Annotated in this window: 16 protein-coding genes and 1 tRNA gene; 9 read left to right on the top strand and 8 right to left on the bottom strand. The window is 58.7% G+C overall.

Annotated features, from left to right (window positions below):
- Positions 1–38 precede the first annotated feature (38 nt).
- The 7 genes from ACR0K4_RS05425 to ACR0K4_RS05395 all read left to right on the top strand — a co-directional run bounded on the left by ACR0K4_RS05425 (position 39) and on the right by ACR0K4_RS05395 (position 8,058).
- On the top strand, positions 39–1,472 hold the full coding sequence (locus ACR0K4_RS05425; RefSeq protein ID WP_480853161.1) for a cryptochrome/photolyase family protein: 1,434 nt from the start codon (positions 39–41) through the stop codon (positions 1,470–1,472).
- Between the two features lie 61 nt (positions 1,473–1,533).
- Positions 1,534–2,742 carry a class I SAM-dependent methyltransferase gene (locus ACR0K4_RS05420; protein ID WP_480853160.1) on the top strand — a complete coding sequence of 403 codons (1,209 nt, stop codon included), beginning with the start codon at positions 1,534–1,536 and terminating at the stop codon, positions 2,740–2,742.
- A 16-nt stretch (positions 2,743–2,758) separates the two neighbouring features.
- The gene (locus tag ACR0K4_RS05415) at positions 2,759–3,199 is read left to right on the top strand and encodes a TrgA family protein (RefSeq protein ID WP_480516446.1); all 441 of its coding nucleotides are present in this window, start codon (positions 2,759–2,761) and stop codon (positions 3,197–3,199) included.
- Between the two features lie 31 nt (positions 3,200–3,230).
- On the top strand, positions 3,231–4,349 hold the full coding sequence (locus tag ACR0K4_RS05410; RefSeq protein ID WP_480853159.1) for an NUDIX domain-containing protein: 1,119 nt from the start codon (positions 3,231–3,233) through the stop codon (positions 4,347–4,349).
- Positions 4,350–4,415: 66 nt separating this feature from the next.
- The gene (locus ACR0K4_RS05405; protein WP_480516450.1) at positions 4,416–5,450 is read left to right on the top strand and encodes a cysteine synthase A; all 1,035 of its coding nucleotides are present in this window, start codon (positions 4,416–4,418) and stop codon (positions 5,448–5,450) included.
- Positions 5,450–7,879 (top strand): DUF3772 domain-containing protein, encoded by a 2,430-nt coding sequence (locus tag ACR0K4_RS05400; RefSeq protein WP_480853158.1) that lies wholly within the window; start codon positions 5,450–5,452, stop codon positions 7,877–7,879. Before ACR0K4_RS05405 ends, ACR0K4_RS05400 begins: the two co-directional genes overlap by 1 nt.
- Before the next feature lie 89 nt (positions 7,880–7,968).
- Positions 7,969–8,058, top strand: a tRNA-Ser gene (locus ACR0K4_RS05395).
- 98 nt (positions 8,059–8,156) lie between these two features.
- On the opposite strand, the gene ACR0K4_RS05390 is transcribed toward ACR0K4_RS05395, so the two are convergent.
- From ACR0K4_RS05390 to ACR0K4_RS05365, 6 genes are all read right to left on the bottom strand, one after another.
- Positions 8,157–9,020, bottom strand: a complete 864-nt coding sequence (locus ACR0K4_RS05390) for a sugar phosphate isomerase/epimerase family protein (protein WP_480853157.1) — start codon at positions 9,018–9,020, stop codon at positions 8,157–8,159.
- 16 nt (positions 9,021–9,036) lie between these two features.
- Entirely contained in the window at positions 9,037–9,927 is an 891-nt protein-coding gene (locus ACR0K4_RS05385) for an NAD(P)-dependent oxidoreductase (RefSeq protein WP_480853156.1), read from the bottom strand.
- A gap of 213 nt (positions 9,928–10,140) precedes the next feature.
- Positions 10,141–11,322, bottom strand: a complete 1,182-nt coding sequence (gene uxuA / locus ACR0K4_RS05380; protein ID WP_480853155.1) for a mannonate dehydratase — start codon at positions 11,320–11,322, stop codon at positions 10,141–10,143.
- A complete protein-coding gene (locus ACR0K4_RS05375) occupies positions 11,319–12,371 on the bottom strand; it encodes a Gfo/Idh/MocA family protein (protein WP_480853154.1) in 1,053 nt (350 codons plus the stop codon). The genes uxuA and ACR0K4_RS05375 overlap by 4 nt, the downstream gene beginning before the upstream one ends.
- The gene (locus ACR0K4_RS05370; RefSeq protein ID WP_480853153.1) at positions 12,368–13,369 is read right to left on the bottom strand and encodes a Gfo/Idh/MocA family protein; all 1,002 of its coding nucleotides are present in this window, start codon (positions 13,367–13,369) and stop codon (positions 12,368–12,370) included. The genes ACR0K4_RS05375 and ACR0K4_RS05370 overlap by 4 nt, the downstream gene beginning before the upstream one ends.
- Positions 13,366–14,382, bottom strand: a complete 1,017-nt coding sequence (locus ACR0K4_RS05365) for a Gfo/Idh/MocA family protein (RefSeq protein WP_480853152.1) — start codon at positions 14,380–14,382, stop codon at positions 13,366–13,368. The genes ACR0K4_RS05370 and ACR0K4_RS05365 overlap by 4 nt, the downstream gene beginning before the upstream one ends.
- Before the next feature lie 102 nt (positions 14,383–14,484).
- On the opposite strand from ACR0K4_RS05365, the gene uxaC reads away from it, so the two are divergent.
- Positions 14,485–15,849 (top strand): glucuronate isomerase, encoded by a 1,365-nt coding sequence (uxaC, locus tag ACR0K4_RS05360; protein ID WP_480853151.1) that lies wholly within the window; start codon positions 14,485–14,487, stop codon positions 15,847–15,849.
- Positions 15,850–17,058 (top strand): mannitol dehydrogenase family protein, encoded by a 1,209-nt coding sequence (locus tag ACR0K4_RS05355; protein WP_480853150.1) that lies wholly within the window; start codon positions 15,850–15,852, stop codon positions 17,056–17,058.
- Between the two features lie 23 nt (positions 17,059–17,081).
- Here ACR0K4_RS05355 and ACR0K4_RS05350 read toward each other — a convergent pair whose 3' ends face one another.
- Positions 17,082–17,963 (bottom strand): DMT family transporter, encoded by an 882-nt coding sequence (locus ACR0K4_RS05350; RefSeq protein WP_480853149.1) that lies wholly within the window; start codon positions 17,961–17,963, stop codon positions 17,082–17,084.
- A gap of 2 nt (positions 17,964–17,965) precedes the next feature.
- Positions 17,966–18,880 (bottom strand): NAD(P)-dependent oxidoreductase, encoded by a 915-nt coding sequence (locus tag ACR0K4_RS05345; RefSeq protein ID WP_480853148.1) that lies wholly within the window; start codon positions 18,878–18,880, stop codon positions 17,966–17,968.
- Between the last annotated feature and the right edge of the window lies 1 nt (position 18,881).

Here is an 18,881-nt window from a genome sequence, read left to right as displayed (position 1 = left end):
TAGCTGCTGCGTATACTGAAGAAAAGCGGCAGGCTTTCATGCACGGCAACGATAAAGCGATCCTACTCTGGTTCAGGCGTGATCTGCGTCTAAGCGATCATGTGGCCCTGGACGCGGCGGTTCAGACCGGGCGTCCGGTCATTCCGCTGTTCATTCTGGACGAACAGGCGGAAAGACTGGGGGCTGCGCCGAAATGGCGTCTGGGTCTGGGGTTGGATGCTTTTGCCGACAAGCTGAAGCAGATTGACAGCCGTTTGATCCTGCGCCGAGGCTCGGCAAGTGCCGTTCTGGCAGATGTGCTGGCCGAGACCGGTGCAACTTCCGTTTATTGGACGCGGGTGTATGATCCCGACGCCATCCGGCGTGACCGGGCAATCAAGGCGGACCTGATCGGGCAGGGCGTCGAGGCCCGCTCGTTCGCCGGTCACCTGTTGTTTGAACCATGGGAAATCGCCACAAAATCGGGGCAGCCGTACAAGGTTTTTACGCCGATGTGGCGTGCCGTCCGGTTGCTGGATGTGGCGCCCCCGGCACCCGCCCCGGTTCGGCTGCGGCCTCCGCATCGCTGGCCACGTTCCGATGCGCTGGATGTCTGGCATCTAGGAAAGCGGATGCATCGGGGCGCGGAGATCGTGCGAGCCCATGTTCTGCCGGGTGAGGATGCGGCGCATGACCGGTTGGACGCGTTTCTGGATCACATCAGCCATTATGGAGAACGGCGCGATCGACTGGATGTGGACGGCACCTCGAACCTTTCGGAATACCTGTCATTGGGCGAAATCGGTCCGCGAACGGTTTGGCACAGGGTGCAGCATGCGGCGAATTTGGGTATGCCGGGCACCGAACCATATTTGCGGCAACTGGTCTGGCGCGAGTTCGCCTATCACCTGATGTATCACTGGCCGCATCTGCTGTCGGCGAACTGGAAATCGGAATGGAATGATTTCCCCTGGCGCACGGATCCCGATTCACCCGATGTCAATGCCTGGTGCCGGGCACGAACCGGTGTACCGGCGGTTGATGCTGGGTTGCGGCAGATGTACGTCACCGGTCGGATGCACAACCGTGCCAGAATGATTGTCGCAAGTTACCTGACGAAACATCTGCAAACACACTGGAAAATCGGTCTGCAGTGGTTCGAGGACTGCCTGATCGACTGGGACCCCGCCGCCAACGCGATGGGATGGCAATGGGTTGCGGGCTCGGGTCCGGACGCAGCACCGTATTTCCGCATCTTCAACCCCGCGACGCAGGCCCTGAAGTTCGACCCTGAATCGCAGTATATCCGGCGCTGGATCGCCGAAGGACAAGACAAACCTTCGGCAACGGCGCTGGCCTATTTTGACGCAATTCCACGTCGTTGGGGCCTTGGCCCAAGCGATACCTACCCGGGACCTGTCGTGGATCTGGCCGAAGGGCGGCGGCGCGCGTTGGCTTTGTACGACTCCAGAAAAAAGCCAGTAACGAATTGAAAACTTGCCATAAACGGAATCCCGCCCTAGCTTTGAGCTGCGACCGCAGAGGGGAGAGCGGATGTATCTGACAAGAACAGATGGGCAGAAAAACCTGCCTCGATACTTTACACAGGTCTTCAAGATGCTGCGCAAGATGGATTCGGGCCGTCTTGACATTGCATTGCCGGACGGCCGGGTGTTTCGCGCCGAAGCGTCCAAGCCCGGGCCCATCGCGCATGTGGACATTCATTCCGAAGATGTGTTTGCCCGACTGGTCCGAGAAGGCGAGTTGGGGTTTTCAGACGGGTATCTGGAAGGGGATTGGAGCACCCCGGACCTGCGCGCCTTTATGGATCTGGTCCATTTGGGAACTGAAACCGTTTACGATGATTTCACAGGCCAGTTTCTTGTACGAGCTTACGAGCGCCTGCGGTTCTGGTTGCACCGCAACAATCGTACGCAGGCCAAAAAGAACATCTCGTACCATTATGATCTGGGGAATGAATTTTATGGGCTCTGGCTGGATGACACCATGACCTATTCCAGCGCTATTTTCGAGACCGGACAGGAGAGCCTCGAAAAGGCCCAGACTGCGAAATACGCCAGCCTCGTTGATGAAATGGGTGCAAAACCGGGTGACCACATACTCGAAATCGGTTGTGGCTGGGGCGGGTTTGCCGAATATGCCGCCAAAGAGCGTGACTTACGGGTCACGGGTCTGACGATCAGCCAGGAACAGTTGAAGTACGCGCAGGAACGTATTGAAAAGGCTGGTCTTTCGGACAAGGTGCAGTTCAAATTGCAGGACTATCGGGATGAGCGGGGTCAATATGACGGCATCGCTTCGATCGAGATGTTTGAGGCCGTCGGGCAGAAATACTGGCCGGTGTATTTCGAGACTGTTCGCGATCGCTTGAAACCCGGAGCCAACGCAACCCTTCAGATCATCACAGTGGCCGATCATCGCTGGGAGATTTACAAGAACGGCGTTGATTTCATTCAGAAATACATCTTTCCCGGTGGTATGCTGCCCGCACCTTCGGTCCTTAAGGAACAGATTGCCGATGCCGGACTGAGCGTCGTGCGATCCAAGGAATTTGGGCCCAGCTATGATCTTACCCTGCGCCGGTGGTATGAGACATTCAACTCTAAGTGGGACCAGATTTCCGACCTTGGCTTTGATGAGCGTTTTCGCCGCATGTGGAATTATTATTTGACCGCTTGCGGCGCGGCCTTTGACACCGGCAATTGCGATGTGACACAGATCACAATAGCAAAACCAGGGTAACAGACGGAAAGATTAAATGCCTACTGCTTCACGACTTGTCGCCGCTTTGTGCTTGTTGGTGGTGGCGTTTCTTGTGTCGACGATGGTCATCGCAAACGGGGAAGAGGGCAAAAACTATGGCTACTTCACCTATGTGAACATGGCGTTGGGTGTCGCGTGCGGTTGGGCCATCATGGGCAAACGCGCTGGACGAGGCTGGACGGCCGCAATCAACAACGGACTGACTGGTGTTGCGGCCTTAGTGTTCTGGGGGCTGTTTGTCCAAGGCACGTATGAGATGTTCGATCAGGCGATGGGTCACAAATTCGGCGGGCCGTTCGAGGCCTTGCTTGCAATCTTTGAGATCGGTCTGGATTTCAGCCGACAACTCATGATTTCTGAGATTTTGTGGACCCTTGCGATCGGAGCACTGATCACTGGCCTGTTCACCGAAGTTGCCGCGCGTCGCTGGAGATAGGGCGACAGCGCCGATCAAGAGGCTCTGAACCTTGTCCGATCTGTTTTTCTACGGCACCCTGCGCCACGTGCCATTGCTGGAGCTTGTTCTGGGACGGGCGTCGGGTGATTTACCCGTGCTTGAGGCCAGTTTGGCCGATCATGCGGTCTATGAGGTAAAAGATCAGTCATTTCCGATGATCGTTGAAGAAGCCGGAGCTTGGGCCTCCGGCGTTCTGGTGCGTGATCTGACGGCGACTGATCTTGAAAGGCTGTCCTTCTATGAGGGGGGCTTTGATTATGATCTGCGAGATCAGACTGTCATCGTGAGCGATGGCTCGGTTCATTCAGCGCAGGTGTTTTTTCCCACTCCGGGGGTATGGATGCCCGGGTCACTCTGGTCTTTGTCCGACTGGCAAGAGACCTGGGGGCCGCTGACTCTGTTGGCCGCCGAAGAGGTGATGGCCTATTTCGGACGAACCGATGCCGCCCGGATTGAGCGCAGCTTCCCGGCGATCCGGGGACGTGCCTGGGCGCGACTTATGGCGCGGACGCGCAAACCCGATGAGGTTCGGCAAACAGCGCGCGATGTCGTGCTGCACAGCCGCCATCACGGCTATGTCGACTTCTTTTCGATGGAAAGCGTCCAGCTTCAGCACAGACAGAACAGCGGTGAAATGAGCCCCGTTCTTAGCCGTGCCAGCCTGGTCATGGGCGATGCGGTGATTGTATTGCCGTATGATCCGGTGCGCGACACGGTTCTGCTGATCGAACAATTCCGCGCTCCTCTGTACATGATCGGCGATCCCGCGCCGTGGGTGTGGGAACCTGTGGCCGGTCTGATCGATCCTTTGGAAACGCCGGAACAGGCTGCGTATCGTGAAGCGCAGGAAGAGGCGCACATTGCTTTGAACGCGCTGGAACATGCCGGGGGCGCCTATACATCCAGCGGGTCTTCGACTGAGTTTGTGTATCTTTACATAGGCATAGGAGATTTGACTCACACGGTGGAAAACGGTGGGCTTGAGTCTGAGGGCGAGGATATTCGCAGCAGAATATTACCGTTTCAGGAATTCATGGACATGGCGGACACGCATGTTTTCAAGGATTTGCCCATGCTGATGCTGGCGAACTGGCTAGCGCGTAACAGGAAACGTTTGCGCGCCGGGTGATCCCGGCTTGTGGTTGATGCGGCGCAACGGTAAATCTGTCGCGATACCAAATGACAAGAGGGCGCCATGCGCATTGCAACAGACCTTGCCGACGCAGTCGGAAAAACACCTCTGATCCGCCTGCGCCGCGTCAGTGAAGAAACCGGGTGCGAGATTCTCGGCAAGGCCGAGTTCATGAACCCGGGCCAATCGGTCAAGGATCGCGCTGCGCTTTATATCATCCGCGACGCCATTGCGCGGGGCGAGCTTAAACCGGGCGGCACCATTGTCGAAGGCACGGCTGGTAACACGGGGATCGGTCTGGCGTTGGTTGGGGCGTCGATGGGCTTCAAGACCGTGATCGTAATTCCGGAAACTCAGTCGGAAGAGAAAAAGGACATGTTGCGCTTGGCCGGCGCACAATTGGTGCAGGTTCCTGCCGCACCATACCGAAATCCCAACAACTTCGTGCATTACTCGCGCCGACTGGCAGAAGAGTTGGCGCAAAGCGAACCCAACGGTGCGATCTGGGCCAACCAGTTCGACAACGTCGCCAACCGTCAGTCGCATGTGGAAACCACAGGCCCCGAGATATGGGAGCAGACCGGCGGCAAGGTTGATGGATTTGTCTGTGCCGTGGGCTCGGGCGGGACGCTGGCCGGTGTTGCCGACGCGCTACAGCCCAAAGGCGTCAAGATCGGTTTGGTCGATCCGATGGGGGCCGGGCTTTATTCCTACTACACCACCGGTGAAATCGCGATGGAGGGCAGCTCGATTGCCGAAGGTATCGGGCAGGTGCGTATTACCAAAAACCTTGAAGGGTTCACGCCGGATTATGCCTATCAGATGACGGACAATGAAGCGTTGCCTTATATCTTCGATTTGCTGCGCGAGGAAGGTCTCGTCATGGGCGGGTCGACCGCGATCAACATGGCCGGTGCCGTGCGTCTGGCCAAGGATTTGGGGCCGGGCCATACGATTGTGACCATCCTTTGTGATTATGGCACGCGCTATCAGTCCAAATTGTTCAACCCCGAATTCCTGCGCGAAAAGGAATTGCCGGTCCCCGACTGGATGACCGAAGCACCCCGCAGCATTCCCGGCGTGTTCGAGGACGTGTGATGCTGCGGCAGGTCCGCTGGTTTCTGGCCCTTGCCCTGATTGCGTTTGTTTGTCTGGGGGGACCTGCAGCCGCCCAGCTGACTGATCGACAAAGCGAGTACTATCAGGGCTGGGTCAAAACGGCGGACCGTGCCGAAGCGGTGATCGAGGCGAACAGAGCCTCAAACGCTGCGTTGGAAAATTTGCGCGCCGAAATAAACTCTTACCGAGAGGATTTCAATCGGGCGAGGGGCGCAAACACCGAACGTATTCAGACGTTGGATGCGCAGATTGATGCGCTTGGGCCCAAGCCCGAAGGTGACGCCAACGAACCCGAAGACATTGCCAATCTGCGGACGCTTCTCGGAGAGCAGCTGAACGCGCTTCAGGTGCCTAGGATCATCTCGGAAGAAGCGTTTAGCCGGGCCAATGGTCTGATTGCCGAGATCGATCAGTTGCTCAGAAACCGGCAGGCGAGAGAGCTGCTGGAACGAGGCCCGTCCCCGATAAACCCGGTCTACTGGGCACCGGCGTGGGTGGATGCGACGGAAGCCGCGCGCAGCCTGTTTCATGAAGCGCGCAGAAATCTGCAAACTGACGTCGTGCATGAAAAGCTCCGGGATCAGGGGTTGGGTATCTTCCTGCTGGTACTGGTGGCGGGAATATTGCTGTTCTACGGGCGGCACTGGTCTGAACTGGCTGGCAATTACCTGCGTCAACTTGGGGGGCAGGGCAGTGGGGTTTGGACCTTCCTGACCTCACTGTTACGTATTCTGCTGCCTTGGTTTGGGGTCTGGCTGCTCGTACAAGCCACGGTCATGGTCGGTGTGCTGGGCCTGCGCGGTACATTGGTGATCCAGAACGTACCCTATTGGGCGGCTATCATCCTTTATTACGATTGGATCGGTCGGCAAGTTTATGTTTTGCAAGCGGCACAGGGGTTCAAACGTCTGGCGGCGAAACGTGTCGCCGAATTGCGGGTCTATCTGGATCTGTTGGCCTGTTTGCTGATCCTGCACGAGTTGGTGAACCTGTTCGATCAGATCGAAAACGTGTCGGATGCAACCCGTGCTGTGGTCGGGTTCCCGGTCACAGTCGCGACGGCGCTGGTGTTGTTGCGTGTGCGTCAGGTGCGCACCAGCGAAGTCCCGGTCGATCCCGATGATCCCTCGGCCAAGACGCGTGGCGCGGGATTGGGGCAACTGATTGAGTTTCTGCGCCGTGCGCTGTTCCTGCTTGGCATGGCTAGCCCTGTGCTGGCTGTGGCGGGCTATACCAACGCCGCCGAAGCCATAGTTTATCCGGCGGTCAGATCATTGGTTCTGATTGCGGCATTGATCATCGTGCAACGCTTCCTGACTGCGGTTTATGGCTGGATCAGCGGGCAAGGCGATGCGGCGAAGGATTCGTTGTTTGCCGTTCTTATCGGCTTTGTGATGGCGATTTTGGCCCTTCCGGTTCTGGCGCTGTATTGGGGGGCACGGGAAACAGTGCTGATGGAGGCCTGGTCGCGGCTGCTGCTGGGATTTGACATCGGTGGCGTGACCATCTCGCCCAGTAATTTCTTCACCTTCCTGGTGATCTTTGCCATCGGTTATGGCCTGACGCGGCTGCTGCAAAGCGGATTGCGCAGTTCGCTTTTGCCGAAAACCAAGATTGATCCCGGCGGGCAGAACGCCATTGTCGCGGGGACCGGCTATGTCGGTATTTTCCTTGCGTCTCTTTCGGCCATTGTCGTGGCGGGATTCGATCTTTCATCATTGGCCATTGTCGCCGGTGCGCTGTCGGTCGGCATTGGTTTTGGGTTGCAGACCATTGTGTCGAACTTCGTCTCAGGCATCATCCTGTTGGTTGAGCGTCCGATTTCCAAGGGTGACTGGATCGATGTGAACGGGATGATGGGATATGTTCGCGACATCTCGGTGCGCTCGACCCGGATCGAAACGTTCGACCGCACGGATGTGATCGTTCCGAACTCTGATCTGATCAGTGGTGTCGTCACGAACTACACGCGCGGGAACACAATCGGGCGGGTCATTGTGCCGGTGGGCGTCGCCTATGGCACCGATACCATGCGGGTCGAACAGATTTTGGGTGAGATTGCGAATGCCCATCCGATGGTTCTTGCCAACCCGGCACCCAGCGTTGTGTTCCAGGGGTTTGGGGCGGATTCGCTTGATTTCGAAATCCGCGCCATCCTGCGGGATGTGAACTGGGTGCTTTCGGTGAAATCGGATATGAACCACGAGATCAATCGCCGCTTTGTTGAAGAAGGCATCGAAATTCCGTTCGCGCAGCGCGATGTCTGGTTGCGCAACCCCGAGGTCTTACGCGCTTCCGAGAGGGCGGAGGAGCCAAAACCCGAACCTGTCGCAAAAAGAACGCGACCATCGTCGCCGACAGAAATGACCGAGGGCGATTTGTCCGATGGGGACGGAGACGAGGTCTGACCCTGATCACTGTTCCAGATGCAAGGGGCGATTTTCGCCACAATCGCCCCTTGCAAATCCCCAGGCGATAGTCCAAACATCGCGCGCACGGAGAGGTGGCCGAGTGGTCGAAGGCGCACGCCTGGAAAGTGTGTAGGCGGGAAACCGTCTCCAGGGTTCGAATCCCTGTCTCTCCGCCACCCTATCCTGACATTTCGGTACCGGCCTCATGTCGCCTGTTCGGCGGTCACGGCATGGGTTCACCACGCGTGGCGTTAGGCCATGGATGTTCCGCCAATCAGCCGAAAACCTCTTTGAACCTGTTAACACACAGGCGGAAGCCGTCTTCAAAGTTGCCGTTTCCGGGATGATAGACGCTTTCGAAGGAGATGACCCCGTCATAGGCATCCCTCCGCAAGGCGCCCGCGATGGGTTGGAACAGATCACCCAATTGGCCTTCGCCCAAGCGCCGCACCTCGAGAGTCGCTCTTGGCGTGTCGACCTGAACATCCTTGATGTGGATATGCCCCAGATAGCCACCGTGCAGTTCTTTGTAACCATCGGGATAGGCAAGCTCGTGGCACCAGCAGTTGTTGCCGGGGTCCCACAAAACCTTCAACGTGTCCTTTGCGTCCAGTTCGTCAATCAGTTTGCGGGCGGTGTAGTTCGAATTCACCAGTGTCCCGTTCCCCGTCTCAACGACCAGCACGACGCCTTCGGCTTTGGCCAATTCGACCGCAGGGGCAATCATCGGGGCCATCGTATCCCAGACACCGTGGGCCACATTCCATTTTTCGGCGCCGTTTTTGCCCCACAGAATCTGCTCTTTCCTTTGGGTCATGATACGCACCAGGGGCGAGCCCACGACGTGGGCCATGTCGATCACCCGTTTCAGCGCATCCATATGTTTGGTGTGCAGGTCATCGCCCGGACGGTTTGCGGCGGTCATACCGGCGAAGACATGGCGTGACAGGCACGAGACGGGTTTGCCCCGGGCCCGCAGCAACGCATCGATCTCGGCGATTTCAGAATTTGAGTGGTCACCAACCTCGGTATCTCCGACGAATTGCAACTCGGCATATTCCAGGTCGAATTCATCCATGACATCGACGGCGTGGCGCAGGTCGCGGCTGATGCCGTCGCAAATTACTCCCAGTTTCATGTGGTGTTCCCTTGGCTTAGCGATGCAGTTCGGCGCCGACGATCTCTTCGATCACGCGGGTGCATATCCAGTTGTCGCCATCGGGGTATTTGGTTTTCCCGGCGTGAAACACCTGCATGGCTGAGGCGGCGGTGTGCATCGGAACCCCCAGTTCGCCGGCGACCGCCAACGAGATCGTCAGGTCCTTATGCATGGTCGCGATATGGCTGCCGGTGCCGACAAACTGCCGGTCGATGATCTTTTCAAGCGCGTTGTTCACGATCCCGCAGCCTGCGCTGGAGGTTGAGAAGACATTTAGCAGGACCTCTCCGCTAACCCCGGCCTTGGCGGCCAGTGCTGCGGCTTCGAACGTGGCCGAGAACATGGCACCGATCAGGGATTGCAGACAGGCTTTGACGGTCTGGCCGTCCCCGACCTGCGTTCCAACGCGGTGAATTGTGGCCGAAACGGCCTGCATTACTTCGGCATTCTTATCCAATACATCCGGCGGGGCAGCGGCCATCATGGTGAGGGTGCCACCTTGCGCGCCAGGAAACCCGCCCGAAACAGGCGTGTCGATCAGGTCAATGCCAGACCCGTCCATGTCGGCCGCAATGGCGCGGGCTTCGGACGGTGTGATCGTGGCCGACAAAATAACTGTGCTGCCGGGCTTCATGTTGGCGACAAGCCCGTTTTCGCCCAATATGACCTCGCGTGCCTGATCGCCATTCATGACCATGACAAAAACACTGCTCGCATGGGCTCCGACTTCTCCGGCAGTGGCTTTGCCCAAGCCGCCCATATCCGTAAATGCGCTCATACGCTCGGCGCTGAGGTCGAAGCCTGACGTTTCAAAGCCGTTCTTGATCAGGTTTTTGGCCAGACCGCTGCCCATATCACCAAGACCGATTACACCTGCGGTTTTCATAAAAAACCTCCCGTTTTTTTCGACCTGGATTTAACCGGGCCGACGTTTCGAAAAATGATGCGACTGCATCGGTTTTCGCGGGGATTTCACACGTCGGTTGTCAACGTCGGGCGAGTCCGGAAGACACCCCGCTGCCCGTTTAGGTAAAGCCAGTAAACGGCGCATGGCGCCGTGACGCAAGCATAGCTTTCTGGGCGCTGCAATCTGCGGGGATCAGGTGCAAGCTGCCATGATACCGCGTAACTCGGCCAGGCCGCGCATCCGCCCGATCAACGGGTAGCCGGGCGTGCTGTGCCCGTTCAGGTCGCTCAGCAATTCCTGCCCGTGGTCGGGGCGCATCGGAATTTGCCAATCGGCGCGGCCTTCAACCTTGCGGCGGCGTTGTTCCTCCATCAGGGCGCGCACCGTTCCGACCATGTCGGTGTCACCCTCCAGATGCGCGGCCTCAAAGAAACTGGGTCTTTGCGGGTCTGGGCTGGCAAGGCGTTTGGTGTTGCGTAGATGGGCGAAATGAATGCGCGGGCCGTGTTGTTTTACGAACTCGGCACCGTCAAAATCGATCGCCACGCCCAGCGATCCTGTACACAGCGTCGCCCCGTTTGCGGACAGATCCACCGCCTGCAAGACCGCACCATAATCTTTTGCGCTGGACATCACGCGCGGAAGGCCAAGCAGAGAAAAGGGCGGGTCGTCCGGATGACAACACAGCCTTATTCCCAGTTCTTGTGCCAGCGGCGCAACCTCGGCCAGAAAATCGACAAGGTTGGCGCGCAGGCGATCCGCGTCAATGCCGTCATATGTTTGAAGCAGGGCGCGGACGTCATCGATGCTCCACTGATCGTTGGCACCGGGCAGACCGGCGGTGATGTTGTGTTGAAGCTGGGTTTTCTGGGCGTCGGTCAATGCGGAAAAGCGCATCTTTGCGTCGTCCAGAACCGGGTCAGGATAGTCATCCGGCGCGTTTGGACGGTTCAGAATATGCAGGTCGAACACAGCAAAATCAGTCAGATCGAACAGCATTGCATTGCCGCCATGGGGCTGACGCGCGCGCAGAGAGGTGCGCGTCCAGTCCAGGATCGGCATGAAGTTGTAACACACGGTCTGAATGCCCCGGGTCGCCAGCGCGCGCAGGCTGGTCTTGTAGGCGTCCAAATGCTGCGCCATATCTGCGGATTGGGTCTTGATAGCCTCGGATACCGGCAAGCTTTCAACCACGTCCCAGCCGTACCCGCTGGCGGCCAGCAGGTCTTGCCGGGCCTGTATGTCGGCCTCGTTCCATGGTGCGCCGGGCGGGATGTGATGCAGCGCAGTTACGATCCCCTGAACGCCAACCTGATGCAGGTCTGACAGGGCAATCGGGTCGTTCGGGCCAAACCAGCGCCAGCATTGTTTCACGGTTGCCATCCTTCATAAAGCGGGTGATCCGGGGCGAGGGGCAGGGAGACGCGCGCGCCCGTTCGCGCAGCATGGTAGATCGCAGTCACCAACGCGACCGAGGCCGCGCCATCCTCTAGCGTCACGGCCGAGTTGCCTTGCTCCTTAAGCGCTTTGGCGATCTCGGTGAAAAAACCGGCAAAGCCAACGGGTTCGTCGGCGAGGTTTGCAAGCTCGGTATCGATGGTGCTCTGCTGGTCCGGATGCCGCGCCTTGAACGTCCAGTGTGCTGCGCCCGGTGCATAAGGTTCAGTTCCCGAGGTGGCGGTCAGGTGTTCAAACACGATCCGCAAGCGGGTTTCATCGGTCGCGGCCCCCAATGTGATGTTGCTGGTACACAGGGCACCCGAGGTCATTTCGAATGTGATTGCCGCGCAATCCTCGGTCTCGATCGGGTTGACGCGGGTTGTGGCAAAGGCCGACAGCGCCGCGACCTTGCCTGCGATATGGGTCAGCAAATCATGGTTGTGAATGGCATGGCCCAGAACCGCCCCGCCGCGTTCCCCGGCCCAGGTGCCACGCCATGGAACTGCGTAATAATCTGCCCCGCGCGACCAGTGCGTTTCCAGCGACGCGACCTGCACCGCGCCCGTCAGACCCTTTGCCTGCAGATGCCGCAACTGGCTCAGCGACGGGCCCCAACGGTATTGAAACACGGGAAAAACCTGACGATTTGCCGCTTGCGCTGCCGCAGCAATCCGGTCCACATCCGCCAAGGAAGTGGCAAGTGGCTTTTCACAGACAACATGTTTGCCCGCAGCCAGTGCTTTCAGGGTGACGGGGACATGCAGATGTGGCGGCAGGCAAATGTCGATGACATCTATGGACGGATCGGCCAAAGCCAAATCCACGTCAGAAAGCGCCGCAAATTCAGCCATATCCCGCAGGCTCTCGATACGTGACAAGTCCTGATCAACTACGGCGGCGACCTTGAAGTGGTCGGGCAGGCTCACCAAGGCGCTCAAATGCTGAGCACCGATACCAGCCCCCAGGATTGCGACATTGATCATCTGGTCTCTGCCATCTGTTGCGCGCGGAGGGCCAGTTCCATCACGGTAAAGCAATGCGCCTGCGTCATCGCGGTTTCGGTGCGGTTCTGTATGTCCTCCGCCAGACGCGCGAAATAGGACAGACCCGCGCCCGAGGCGTCGATCTTCTCGCATCTGTCACCGTTCACCAATATCAGATGGTCGGTTCCGCTGGCCCCGCCGACATCCACGTATTTGCGCAGCTCGATATACCCTTCGGTGCCCAGCAGCGTCAGCCGTCCGTCCCCCCAATTGGGCAGGGCGTCGGGCGTGTACCAGTCAACGCGGATATAGCCGGTTCCGGCGTCACTGCGAAGGTTGAGTTCGCCAAAATCCTGCAGGCCGGGATCACCCGGGTTGGCATAATTGGCCACATAAGCATTGGTCACCTCGGCCGAGGCCGACCCGGTATAGTGCAGAAACTGATCGATCTGGTGCGAGGCGATATCGGCGAGGATGCCGCCATATCTGTCGCGCTGAAAGAACCAGTCGGGGCGCGTTGCGCGGTTCAGGCGGTGAGGGCCAAGGCCGATTGTTTGCACCACCTTGCCAATCGCGCCCAAGGCGACAAGTTCGGACGCGCGGGTACTGACCGGAGTTTCGAACCGTTCCGAAAAGTTCACCGACCAGATGCGCCCGGTTGCTTTGACGGCAGCGCGAATTTCTGACAGCTGATCCAGTGTCGTGCATCCGGGTTTGTCGCTCATGACATCCATACCGTGATGCATGGCCTGTGTCGCCAGATCGGCCCGATCCGCAGGAATGGCCGAGATCAGCGCCAGATCAGCGCCTGTATTTAACGCGGCATCGAGGCTACTCAGCCGGGGGATATCGGGGAAGCGTTTGATAAAGCCGGGTAAGGTTTGTGGCGCGCCCTGCGTCCAATAACCGATACACTTAACCCCGACTTTCTGCATGTTCTCGGTCATGCCGTAGATATGGCGGTGATCCAGCCCGATGGCGACGCAGGTTAGGCTCATGTCGATACCCTTTCTCGGGTAGCCGACTGGTTGGCGCGTTCCATGGCATCAATCACCGCATGCGTGCGAAGCGCGCTTCGCCCAGTGGCCATTGGAGGGCGGTTGAGTGTGATGGCCTGCGCAAAATCTTCAATTACGGTTTGGTGCCATTCATGGGTGAACGCCATTGGATCGGCCCCGCCGCCGGTCGAGGCGATTTCGCCGAAAACAGTTGTTTCGCCGGTCAGGTCCGTCAGGGTCAAAACGCCCGATCCGAGATGCGCCTTCGCCTTGGTTCCTTGGATCGTTATAGTCTCGGCCGCGCCCGGGAATTCGGCAGTTGTGGCCATCATCGTCCCAACGGCGCCATTTTGCAGCTCGAACAAAGCGCCGGCCCAGTCTTCGGCTTCAAGCTGATGCAGCGCTGTGGTCCGCATCACGGCCTGAACACCAGTGATCGGGCCCAGCAGCCACATGGCTAGGTCCAGCGTATGAATGGCCTGAGAGATCATGACCCCGCCACCATCCCGCCCATACGTGCCACGACCGGGCGCGTCGTAATAACTTTGATCCCGCCACCACGGCACCCGGATTTCGACGGTTGCGATATTGCCAAGACCGCCTGCATCCAGAAGAGATTTCAGCCGCATGGATGCCGCACGCGCACGGTGCTGAAAAACGATCCCCAAAGGCACAGATGCCTGTTCGCAAAGGTCGACTATCTGGGTCGCGGTCGCCAGATTGCGTTCGATGGGTTTTTCCATGAGGATCGGTTTGCCTGCATCGGCCATCGTCTGAACCAGCCCAAGCCGTTGGTCGGGTGGGGTGGCGACAATGACGAAATCAACCCCGGGATCATCTGCGATCTCTTTTGGCGACGAAAACACGCGTGTGTCGTGACGCTTTGCAAAGGCGTCGGTGCGCGTGGGGTCGCGCCCCAGCACGCCGGTCAGGTTCAGATCCCGATCCGAGGCTTTTATTGCGGCCACATGTGTGCCGGCAACCATACCTAAACCTATCAACGCGATGTTCATTTGCCCCCCTTGCCTGAAAACTATTCTGGGGGTGGTCGGCTAAAAGATGCAAGCGACAAAAAACATGTTAACAAAAGTACGGAACACGGGGTGGAGGTGCGAATGACATTGCAGTTAAACGGAATGGCGGATGATCTGTATCAAGGCATCAAGGCGCTGCCGATCGTGTCACCACATGGCCATTGCGATCCGCAGTGGTTTGCCCGCGACGAGGCTTTTCCAAACCCCGCACAGCTGCTGGTGGTGCCCGATCACTATGTGTTTCGGATGCTTTATGCGCAGGGTGTTGGACTGGCCGATCTTGGAGTGGGCGAGAGCGGACAAGATGCTGACCCGCGCGAGGTGTTTCGGATTTTTGCGGCCCATTGGCACCTGTTTCTGGGCACTCCTACGCGGATTTGGATCGACTTTGTGCTACGCGATACGCTGGGCGTTCAGACCGCGCTGTCTGCGCAGACAGCGGATCGTATCTATGATCAGATCTCTGAACGGCTGACCCAAAAGGCCTTTCGCCCGCGTGCCCTGTTCGATGCATTCAATATCGAGGTTCTGGCCACCACCGACGCCGCGCTCGACGATCTGAAGCACCATGCCGAGATTAGTCAGAGCGGCTGGGCGGGGCGTGTTGTGCCGACTTTTCGGCCTGATGGTGTGTTGGACGGAAGCGACCCGGCGTTCCGCCAGAATCTGACGCACTTGCAAGCGATTACGGGTTGCGACGTCGGGACTTATGATGGCTATATCGCTGCGTTACGCGCGCGGCGGGCTTTTTTCGCTCAGATGGGCGCGACGGCCACGGATCACGGTGTCGAGGTTGTGCAAACTGAATGGCTCTCTGACCCTGACCAACTGTATCAGCGCCTGCGAACCGGAGACGGATCGGCAGACGACGCGCGGCGCTTTTATGGTCATATGCTGATCGAGATGGCTCAGATGTCGGTCGAAGATGGCCTGACGATGCAAATCCACGCGGGCAGCAAACGCAATACCAACAGTGCGTTGATGCGTCAGTTCGGGCGCGACAAGGGTGCGGATATTCCCATCGCGATGGACTGGGTTCATGGTCTGGATGCGCTGTTGAATCGGGTCGGGAATATTCCTGATCTGCGGGTCGTTCTGTTCACACTGGACGAGGGCACCTATGCGCGCGAGCTTGCCCCGATGGCGGGGCATTGGCCGTGCCTTAGGATTGGGCCGCCATGGTGGTTTCACGACAGTGCCGCAGGTATCGCGCGCTATTTCGATCAGGTGGTGGAAACGGCGGGGTATTACAATCTGGCAGGGTTCAACGACGATACGCGGGCCTTTTTGTCGATCCCGGCGCGGCATGATCTGTGGCGGCGCGGCGTGGCACAACATCTGGCCGCGCAGGTAGAGAATGGCTATTTCGGTCGTGCCGATGCCGAGACGTTGGCGCGGGCGCTTACCACCGATCTGGCTCGCGATGTTTACAGGCTGGGCAGATAGATGGCGTTGATCCTGCATTTCGGGCTTGGCAATTTTGCGCGCGCGCATTTGCTGGACTACACCCAGAAGGCGGGCGACTGGGAGGTGATCGGCGTAAGCCTGCGCTCTGCCGCGATCCGCGATGGGCTGTCCCGGCAAGGGTTTGACTATGATTTGTGCGTTCAGGGGCGGGGGGTCTCACGCATCACTGTTCTGCGCGATGTTATGGTCGCGCCCGAGGACCCGGCCGCCGTGCTGGACGCCATGTCGCAGGCCGAGATCATTTCGGCGACGGTGACCGAAAAAGGGTATTATCTGAATGCGTCGGATGAATTGGATGTGACCGATCCCGCGATTGCGGCCGATCTGGCGGGGGAAGGCCCCTCGACCCTGATCGGGTTTCTTGCGCACGGCCTTGCAGATCGTGATCGCCCGGTCACGGTGCTGAGTTGCGATAACCGCGTCAACAACGGCGCTGTCTTGCAGGCCGCAGTGGCCAGGTTTGCGGCCATGGCAGGATTGACGGTGGATTGGGACATGGTGCGGTTTCCGAACTCGATGGTCGACCGGATCACGCCCGCCACGACCGATGCTGTGCGCGCTATCAGCGGCGACCCCATGGCCGTTCCGACCGAGGCGTTTTCGGAGTGGGTGATCGAGGACCGTTTCGCGGGACCGCGCCCGGATTGGCCCGGGGTTCAGCTTGTGACGGATGTGGCGCCCCATGAACTTCGGAAACTGCGCATGCTGAACGGGGCGCACTCGTTGCTGGCCTATGGTGGGCTGATGCGTGGGCACAGTTATGTACATCAGGCGATTGCGGACCCCGGGCTGCGCGCCTCGGTGCAACAACTGATGTCGGATGCGGGGGCAAGCCTGCCCGAGGAAGTTCGTGGTCAGGTTCCACATTATGCGCAGGCGTTGGTTGCGAGGTTTGAAAACCCGGACCTGAGACACCGGCTGGATCAGATCGCGATGGATGGCAGCCAGAAATTGCCCTATCGGTTTCTCGATACGCTGCGCGCGACTGGGTCGCGTGCGGCGATTGAAGGGGTGCGCGCTTGGATAGCCTACTGCATCGACAAGGCCCAAAAGGGCGAGACGGTGAATGACCCCAAGGCGGATGAAATCAGGGCAGCGGCGCTGTCGGATGATCCCACCGGCGCGCTTTTGACACTTGTACAGGCGCAAGATGTTGCACCCTTGGTGCGCGACACGGATCGCACCTGACCAAAGAACAGAGAGGGCAGAGCTCAACGCTGCTCGCGCTTCCAGATGATAAGGCCCGCCCCCATGATCAGCGCGGCCCCGGCCAGAGTGCCGACATCAGGGACCGTGCCAAAGAACAGATAACCCCAGATCGCGACATAGATCAGGAAGGAATAGGTGAACGGCATCAACTGGTTCGCGGTGCCGAACCGATGCGCGTTGGTCAGCAGCTGGTGACCGGCCCAGCCCAAAACGCCCAGGCTGATCAGAACAATCATCCCCCAGACTGTGCTGGGTTGCACCCAGGACCAGACGGCAAAGGGCAGCAGCACGCATGTGCCGGTCAGCCCCATGTAAAACTGCATCGTGTCCACGGCGACGATGCCGGACAACCTGCGCGTCATCAGGGAATAAAGCGCCAGCGCCGTGGCGTTATAGACGATCAGCAACATGGTGGGATGGAACGTGGTCCCGAACGGACGCACAACAACCAGAACGCCGACAAATCCAAGCAGGATTGCGGCCAGACGCCAGGGGCCGACGCGCTCTTTCAGGACGAATACCGACAGAAAGCACACGATGACCGGGCTTGAGAACATGATGGCCGAAACCACTGTCAAAGGCAGGAACCGCAGCGCGTAGAAATTCAGGACCGTGGCCGAGATCAACAGCAAGGCGCGGCTGATCACCTGCCAGGGATGGTCTGTCTTAAAGCGGTGCAGGTCCAACCCGCCTTTGGCAATAACGCCGATCGAGATCACGAAATGGCCCGCGTAACGCATGAAGGCCAACTGAAACGCAGGCAGCCCCGCAACGGCCAGCCATTTTGCGCCCAGATCCACAACGGAAAACAACAACCACGCCGTCAGCATCAGGACAATGCCGAGGCGTGGTAGGTCTGCCGTGGATTTGGCCGCGACGGCCACGGTTACGCTTTGAACCGGTTCACGTAATAATCAACCATCTGACTGACCATGTCGTCGGCCTGGCCCGAGTTTGTCGCGTCGTTCAACGCTGCCAGCGTGCCTTTGGACATGACACTGTCCACACCGGCATCATGGGCCATTCGGTCGTAGTAGCCGATATCCTTGGCCGCGTTCTTGATCGCAAAGGCCAGCTGGTTCGGATCATCGTTAACACCATAGGCGGTCACAAAATCCATCATCCCCGAATGCAGGGGGCCCGCTGCCATGACATCATACAGCTGCTTACGCTCGACACCTGCAATATCGGCCATCGCAAAGGCCTCGGCCATCGCATTTGCGACGGTCATGCCAAAGAAGTTGTTGATCAGCTTGATCGTGTGGCCAGACCCCGTAGCCCCCAGATAGAATACGTTTTCTCCGAGGTCCTTCAAAACCGGCTCCACCGTGTCGAAGGCCGCCTTGTCGCCCGCTGTCATGATGTTGAGCTGCCCGTCCAGCGCATGTGACGGCGTGCGCCCCAGCGGGGCGTCCAGATACTGACCACCTGCTGCAGCGACTTCGTCAGCGAGGGCTCGCGTGCTGCCGGGCAATGAGGTTCCGAAGTCGATGACCACCGCGCCGGGGCGCAGTCCGGCGATCACTCCGGTGTCGCCGCGCATGCGTTCCTCGACCTGATCCGAGGTGCCCATGCACAACATCACAACGTCGCTGGATTGCGCCACTTCCTTTGCATCGGCTGCCTCGGTCGCGCCACGTTTTATGGCGACATCCAGATGGGTGCGGTTGGTGTTGCCGAGCACGGTCAGGGAATAGCCACAGTCCTGCAGGCGGTTGACCATCGCGCCACCCATCAGGCCGAGGCCGATGAATCCGATTGCTGGTTTGCTCATGGGGTGTCCTTTCAAATCAATCTTCATG

The organism is Ruegeria sp. K11 (assembly GCF_056531905.1).
Note: the sequence above shows the minus strand (reverse complement) of the source record. Positions and strands in the feature narration are given on the sequence as shown.

Bases quoted from the DNA above. Each gene is read 5' to 3' on its own strand.
- ACR0K4_RS05425 (WP_480853161.1), top strand. From the start codon at position 39: ATGCACGGCAACGATAAAGCGATCCTACTCTGGTTCAGGCGTGATCTG.
- ACR0K4_RS05420 (WP_480853160.1), top strand. From the start codon at position 1,534: ATGTATCTGACAAGAACAGATGGGCAGAAAAACCTGCCTCGATACTTT.
- ACR0K4_RS05415 (WP_480516446.1), top strand. From the start codon at position 2,759: ATGCCTACTGCTTCACGACTTGTCGCCGCTTTGTGCTTGTTGGTGGTG.
- ACR0K4_RS05405 (WP_480516450.1), top strand. From the start codon at position 4,416: ATGCGCATTGCAACAGACCTTGCCGACGCAGTCGGAAAAACACCTCTG.
- ACR0K4_RS05400 (WP_480853158.1), top strand. From the start codon at position 5,450: ATGCTGCGGCAGGTCCGCTGGTTTCTGGCCCTTGCCCTGATTGCGTTT.
- ACR0K4_RS05390 (WP_480853157.1), bottom strand. From the start codon at position 9,020: ATGAAACTGGGAGTAATTTGCGACGGCATCAGCCGCGACCTGCGCCAC.
- ACR0K4_RS05385 (WP_480853156.1), bottom strand. From the start codon at position 9,927: ATGAAAACCGCAGGTGTAATCGGTCTTGGTGATATGGGCAGCGGTCTG.
- ACR0K4_RS05375 (WP_480853154.1), bottom strand. From the start codon at position 12,371: ATGATCAATGTCGCAATCCTGGGGGCTGGTATCGGTGCTCAGCATTTG.
- ACR0K4_RS05370 (WP_480853153.1), bottom strand. From the start codon at position 13,369: ATGAGCCTAACCTGCGTCGCCATCGGGCTGGATCACCGCCATATCTAC.
- ACR0K4_RS05365 (WP_480853152.1), bottom strand. From the start codon at position 14,382: ATGAACATCGCGTTGATAGGTTTAGGTATGGTTGCCGGCACACATGTG.
- uxaC (WP_480853151.1), top strand. From the start codon at position 14,485: ATGACATTGCAGTTAAACGGAATGGCGGATGATCTGTATCAAGGCATC.
- ACR0K4_RS05355 (WP_480853150.1), top strand. From the start codon at position 15,850: ATGGCGTTGATCCTGCATTTCGGGCTTGGCAATTTTGCGCGCGCGCAT.
- ACR0K4_RS05345 (WP_480853148.1), bottom strand. From the start codon at position 18,880: ATGAAGATTGATTTGAAAGGACACCCCATGAGCAAACCAGCAATCGGA.